Source organism: Shewanella sp. 11B5 (assembly GCF_002836795.1).
Classification (GTDB): domain Bacteria; phylum Pseudomonadota; class Gammaproteobacteria; order Enterobacterales; family Shewanellaceae; genus Shewanella; species Shewanella frigidimarina.
The window spans coordinates 1-6,258 of sequence record NZ_PJAP01000480.1 but is presented as its reverse complement, the minus strand read 5'-3'; the positions used below and the strand labels follow the sequence as shown (position 1 = coordinate 6,258).

Here is a 6,258-nt window from a genome sequence, read left to right as displayed (position 1 = left end):
ATAAGAGACAGGTGATTAAGGTATTAAAATCATTAATGCTTTCCACTTGGCATAAGTGATACAAGGCTTGTCGGTCATGATCAAAATGGGCACAAATCCCAGCATTAAAATCGAGCCCTGCAGCTTGCAACGTTTGATCAATAATTTTTTGAACTAACGGCGCACAACCACCACAACCCGATGCTGCGCGAGTGCATGATTTAATCTCGGCTATTTTATGGTTACCCGCAGTAACAGACTCGACGATGTCACCTTTGGTTACTTGATGACAAGAACACACAATAGAAGTGTCTTTTAAATCAGCTTCATTTTCAGCACCAGCTAGCAATAACTCAACCGCAGAACCTTCAATCTCGTCTTGAGATAAATAGGCATCGAGCAAGCGGCTGTAATCGCTGTTATCACCAATTAACACCGCACCTTTTAAAAATTTACCGGTTTCGTCTAACCATAATTTTTTATAAATGCCCGCTTGGTTATCAGATAACTCAACAAACTGTGCATTATCAAAACCACGGCTAGCACCAATTGCGGCTACATCAACACCCAACAACTTCAACTTGGTGCTCATGTCTGCACCGGTAAATGACTGTGAAACAGTATTTGATCCTAATGAGGCAATATGGGAAGCCACAACACGGGCCATTTGATAACCTGGAGCCACTAAACCAAATATTTTTTGCTGCCATAATGCACATTCACCAATAGCATAGACATCTGGCGCAGAGGTTAAGCAGTAATCATCAATTTCAATACCGCCACGTTCACCAATATTGATATTTGAAACACGTGCTAATGAATCTTGTGGACGAATACCGGCAGAAAAGACAATCATGTCAGTTTCAAGATAAGACTCATCATTAAAGGTCATTCTATGTAATGCCGTTTCACCGTCGATAATCGCGGTGGTGGCTTTTGATGTATGAACACTCACGCCGAGTTGTTCAATTTTACTACACAATAAATCACCAGCTTTGTCATTTAGCTGAACGGGCATCAATTGTGGCGCAAACTCAACAACATGGGTTTTCACTCCGAGTTGTTTCATGGCATTTGCGGCTTCTAAGCCTAATAGTCCTCCACCAACCACCACCCCAACTTGGCTGTTTTGGGCTGCGGCTTGAATCGCTTCAAGATCTTCAATGGTGCGATACACCAAGCACTGAGCGCGATCGTTACCCTGTATCGGTGGTACAAACGGAAATGATCCCGTTGCAAGTACTAAACGGGTATAAGAATAATGGTCACCTTGCGCACTGGTCACCGTTTTGGCGGCAATATCAATTGCCGTAATAGGTGTATTCAAGTGAAGCGTAATGCCCCAGTCTTGATAATCTTGCGCACTGGTTAACATCAATGGATCCGCGCTACCGGTCTCAAAATATTTTGACAGCTGCACTCGGTCATAAGCTGGACGCGGCTCTTCGCCAAACACGTGTACGTCAAACGTTTTATTGAGTCCTAAACTACACAATTGCTCAATAAAATGATGACCAACCATGCCATTACCAACGACCACTAACTTGGGTTTTGAGACTGCCATATCCAACTCCTTCATACCTTGGACCGTAAAACGCAAAATGGCGCCAACTCCGCTTAAAGAGTTGGCGCCATTGCCAGTTACAATCCCGATTTTTTAAATTTTACTGTTTGAATCTAAATGGATTAAAACCATTAGCGACATTCAGTATCATACTGTGATGTTGCAGGCTCTATGCCAACAAATAAAAAACTATAACTATCTGATTCATATTAAATTAAAACTCAGCAATCTTTACATTATGACGATAACATGTCCACTTTAGGGATAACCGCACCAACATGAGGCGCACCATCCTTGCTCATTGCTATAGTGACTGGTGACACCTGACTTTTTTGTGGACTAGCCACTGCAATAATTTGTGCCGACATTTGTGCCAAAGACAACCCTTTTTGCATCGCTTGTTGTTGAATAATCTGATGTGCTTTGGTTTCATCAAATCCTTGCGCCATAACAATTAATTTTGCTTGGCTAAGCAATTTTATACTGCGAATTTCATCATCCAATCTCTTAAATTCGGCTAGCGTTTTACTGGCTGCATCAAAACGTGCTTGAGCCAAACTAATAACACTGGTTAAGCGGTTAACACTTAATATTTCGGGAATAAAAGTAATGCGACCACAATCAAGTAACTCGGTTAATGCTGTCTGCTGCCATGTTTTGGCATTGACAACTATTACCATAGGCTTGCTTGTTAATGTACGTTGGATTAGTGCTTGGATTTGAGCGTGCAATGTGTCGGTTAATATCAGCAAGGTATCAAATGTTTGTTGGTGTAATCGTTGCTCAACTTGGCTTACAGAAGTCAGCACCGTGACATGTCCAAACGCAGCCAAACAAGCCTGATACTGTACAACTTCACAATCGACTACTGGAACGGCCGAGAAACTCGAGTCACAAAATATTAAACTGCGCATAACAACTCCCTGTTCTGCCATTGTTTTAGTGGACTATCTGCTGTATTAAAACGGTTTGTCCAACATTGTTGGCTTAAATTAACTGCTTGTTCTGTTGTAATAATTGCAGTTGTATTGAGTTCCGTCATAGCTGATTTACGGCTAAGTAATAGCAGCACAGCAGCCAAAGTGGCCGTAACACTGCTTAGTGCTTGCTCAATCATGGTGCGTGACATTAATGATGTCAGCGCATCAGCAGAAAAAGGTTCTTTTTCGCGCCATAAAAGCGCAAGAATGTCGCTAGACAATTCAGCTTGGCCCACTTTTGCACCAGAAAAACCTTCTAATAACGTAGGGATAGATAAGCTCGATACCGCTATATTATCTGTCTGTCCGTTGATGACAGTTATCGTGGTAGCCACTCTTGGATTACACTCGGTTTCACCTTGTAAACCTTTAAAAATAGCCACACTGCCGGCGTGATATTCGCTTTTCTCAAATAAAATTTCGCATATTCCTTGGTGTACCGTATCTAACCCAGGGTGAAAATAACTGCGAAGGCTTATTGGTGCATTAGTTGGGTTCATGCAACGCGCTGCGGTTTGAATCAAACTGCGTAGACCTAATTCTTGATGTAATTGACGACACTCATCTAACACTGGGGCTAAATCACCGGCGCATACGTAAACAATGTTATCTGAATGCAACGCCGCTTTGGCCATTTGCGGTGTAGTACAACACGCAATATTAAGCGACGCTAAACATGATTCAACATGGCGGCGATGAGGTAGAGCTTGGCTGTCACCGTGTAACATCACTCGAACACCCTGTTTTGCTAATAACTTAGCGACGAGTAAAAGCCAAGGCAACTGCTCGCGCTTGCCCGCATACACAGGCCAGTCGATATCGACCTCAAGCGAATGCCAATCTTTATCTACAGTGCGACGTAAACCGGCCACCATGCCTGATATTTCTTCAGTCGTTTCGCCGCGCACACGCATGAGCATCATGGCACTGGCCATTTGTGCGCGCGTTGCTTTTCCTTTAGCAAAACCTTCAAGCAGCAAACATGCCTCGTCAAACGTTAATGCACGAGAGCCTTTTTCGCCCTTACCTAATGCTTTTATCAACAAACGAAAGTCAAACTCATCCATGGATGTCAGCGTTAACTCACCCATTTTAGGCATATAAAGCCTCGTACCCATATTCTAATGGGGGTTGTGTTGCATCAACGTCAATATCGGCAAGTAGAGCATTCAGCTGTTGACCAACAGACACCACGTCACCAATGATGATTAACGTCGGCCCAGAGTCTTTAATGGTTAACGCGGCATCGCCCATAGAAGCGACTGTGGCATAAGAGACAATTTGATTCGGTCTTCCACCATTGGTAACAAATGCTACCGGCAGATTAGCGCCACATTGAGCATCGAGTAACCCAATTGAAATGCTTGGTGCTTGTTCTTTACCCATATAAAACACTAACGTAGATTGCGCCGCTAACAATGCTTGCCACTGAGTTGGAGCATTGGCATTATCGGCATCGGTCATTTTGGTGCCGGTGATCAGCGTGACACTACGGGCCATACCACGATACGTTAATGGAATGCCGGTACTTGATGCACAACCTAACGCTGCGGTAACACCTGGAATAAATTGCGAACGGATACCATTTTGTGCAAGGTAAAGCGCTTCTTCTGAACCTCTACCAAAAATATGCGGATCGCCGCCCTTTAAGCGCACCACTTTTAATCCTTGCTGCGCCAATGTCAGTAATAATTCATTAATATCGTCTTGCTTTTTACTCGGCTGACCACAGCGTTTACCCACAAAGTGACGCTGACAACTCGGGGTTACTAACGTCAAAATGTCACTACTCACCAGGCTGTCAAACACCAACGCTTCAGCTTGTGCCACTATTCTAGCGGCCTTAAGTGTCATTAACTCTAATTGACCACAACCCGCACCAACAATAGCCACATCACCCGCGTGTAATTCATTTGCGGCATGCCCTAAAGCATTTATAGATTGATGACCTTTTATCATTGCTTCTACTGTTTTCATTAGGCTACGTCCTCTGCTACTGATGGTTGATGGTCAATGTCGGAATAAGATTCGCAATAAGATAAGGCATCTTTCCAACTCTGCTTGGCACACTGCTTAACTTCACTATGACAACTGCCACATTGACGGCCGCAACCGAGTAATAACTGGGTGCTATCTAACGCCTGCTCAAAACTGATATTCGCTAAACCGTCACTCATCACTTGGTCGTTACATTGTTGATTGATTTCGTCGTTAATGTTCGCTTCGGTTACCCCTGTACAAGCGCAGATTAACGGACTATTTCCGGCTTTTATTTGCTGATGTAGCTGTTTAATTAACTGTTTATCGACAGGCTTACCAATAAAATCATTCATCTGATATAGGGCCACATTCACTTGAGTATGAGACAATATTTTTAATGCCTTAAGTAATCCTTTATCCATATTGCATTGGATATATAAAGGCTGGCCAACTACCGTTAAAGTCCATTTTAGTGAATGCGCTGTTGCTTGGTAGGCAAAACTGTCGTCGGTATCGGTAAAACCAATGTGATGACACACTCCGTTCTCTAGCGTTTGTGCAACTTGCCAACATAGCCCGTGAGCAGAAGAGTCGTGTTGACCAAAAACCACCCCTTGCAGCGCAAGTTCAACAGGGGTTAATGTCACGGGTTGACACTTAAACCCAGGTTGTTTTGATATTGGGTCGACACGTGCATCTAATGCTTGATTCACGCCTTTTGTCAGCGAAAACTGTGCAGACCAATGCATTGACATCAAAGCCATATTTGTCGGTATGTCATCATCGACAACAGCGCGAGCCATCGTGAATGAGGCGTGGGTAAAAAGGTCGGGGTTAGCGGTCTCTGTGGAGTATTGTTCAATTTGATTTTGAATAGCTTCAATGCGGACCAAGCCACCTTCTGTTAACGACAATGCACTGAGTTGTGATGAATGCAGGTGAACGACAGGCTCAGGAATACTGGCTCGTAAGCTAGCAATATGTCCGGTGCGAGTCATGGTATGCCACTGATCTCGGCTTCGGCCAGTGTTTAATAACAAGGTGTTACTCGGTAATGATTGTTGCGGAACACTAACAACCGCAGGCGTAACAAACTGCGCTTTACCCGTCGCGGTAGCAAATTCACCTAGGCCGAAAACACGCACGTTTTGTTGACCAATTTGAGTTGCCGAAGCAATAGGCCATTGCGTCGGTGCCAATGCATCATATTGTGCTTTGGATAACTCTGTTAGCCCAGTAAGATCAAACACCTTAGTTGGAAAAACCTGTTTAACCTTCGCCGATAAGGCTGCAAACTCGCTAAATATGCAGGCATTGTCATCAAACTCAAAACCATCAAAGCCCATTTTCTTAGCTACTTGGCTAACGGCCCACCAATCTGGTTTAGCTTGCCCTTTGGCAGTGATAAAGCCGCGTTGACGAGTAATAGTGCGCTCACTATTAGTGACGGTACCGCATTTTTCGGACCAACCTTGAGCTGGGAGTAATACATCAGCAAGTTTGGCGGTATCAGAATCAGGACTGATTTCAGACACCACCACAAAAGGACAATCGGCTAATGCTTGTGCTATTTTTTCACTGTTGGGTAAAGACACCACAGGATTGGTACCCATAATCCAAATCGCTTTGATTTTACCTTCGGCAAGGGCATCAAACATCTCAACTGCAACCAATCCTTTTTGATCCGCAATACTATCAACTTTCCAAAAATCAGCTAATAACTGCTGCTCCGGTTGTGAAAAACCCATATGGCAT

Annotated in this window: 5 protein-coding genes; all 5 read right to left on the bottom strand. The window is 43.8% G+C overall.

Features of this window, described 5'->3' with window-relative positions; all coding sequences use genetic code 11:
* A partial coding sequence (locus tag CXF78_RS11200; protein ID WP_180957119.1) for an FAD-dependent oxidoreductase occupies positions 1 to 1,543 on the bottom strand: 1,543 nt, incomplete at its 3' end.
* 236 nt (positions 1,544 to 1,779) lie between these two features.
* Positions 1,780 to 2,457: an ANTAR domain-containing response regulator gene (locus CXF78_RS11195; RefSeq protein WP_011636979.1), complete on the bottom strand. Its 678-nt coding sequence runs from the start codon at positions 2,455 to 2,457 to the stop codon at positions 1,780 to 1,782.
* Positions 2,445 to 3,623: a glycosyl transferase gene (locus CXF78_RS11190; protein WP_180957118.1), complete on the bottom strand. Its 1,179-nt coding sequence runs from the start codon at positions 3,621 to 3,623 to the stop codon at positions 2,445 to 2,447. The genes CXF78_RS11195 and CXF78_RS11190 overlap by 13 nt, the downstream gene beginning before the upstream one ends.
* Positions 3,616 to 4,500, bottom strand: a complete 885-nt coding sequence (gene cobA, locus CXF78_RS11185; RefSeq protein WP_102036820.1) for a uroporphyrinogen-III C-methyltransferase — start codon at positions 4,498 to 4,500, stop codon at positions 3,616 to 3,618. Before cobA ends, CXF78_RS11190 begins: the two co-directional genes overlap by 8 nt.
* Positions 4,500 to 6,258: nitrate reductase (locus CXF78_RS11180; protein ID WP_180957117.1), on the bottom strand; the 1,759-nt coding region annotated here is incomplete at its 5' end. The genes CXF78_RS11180 and cobA, both read right to left, overlap by 1 nt.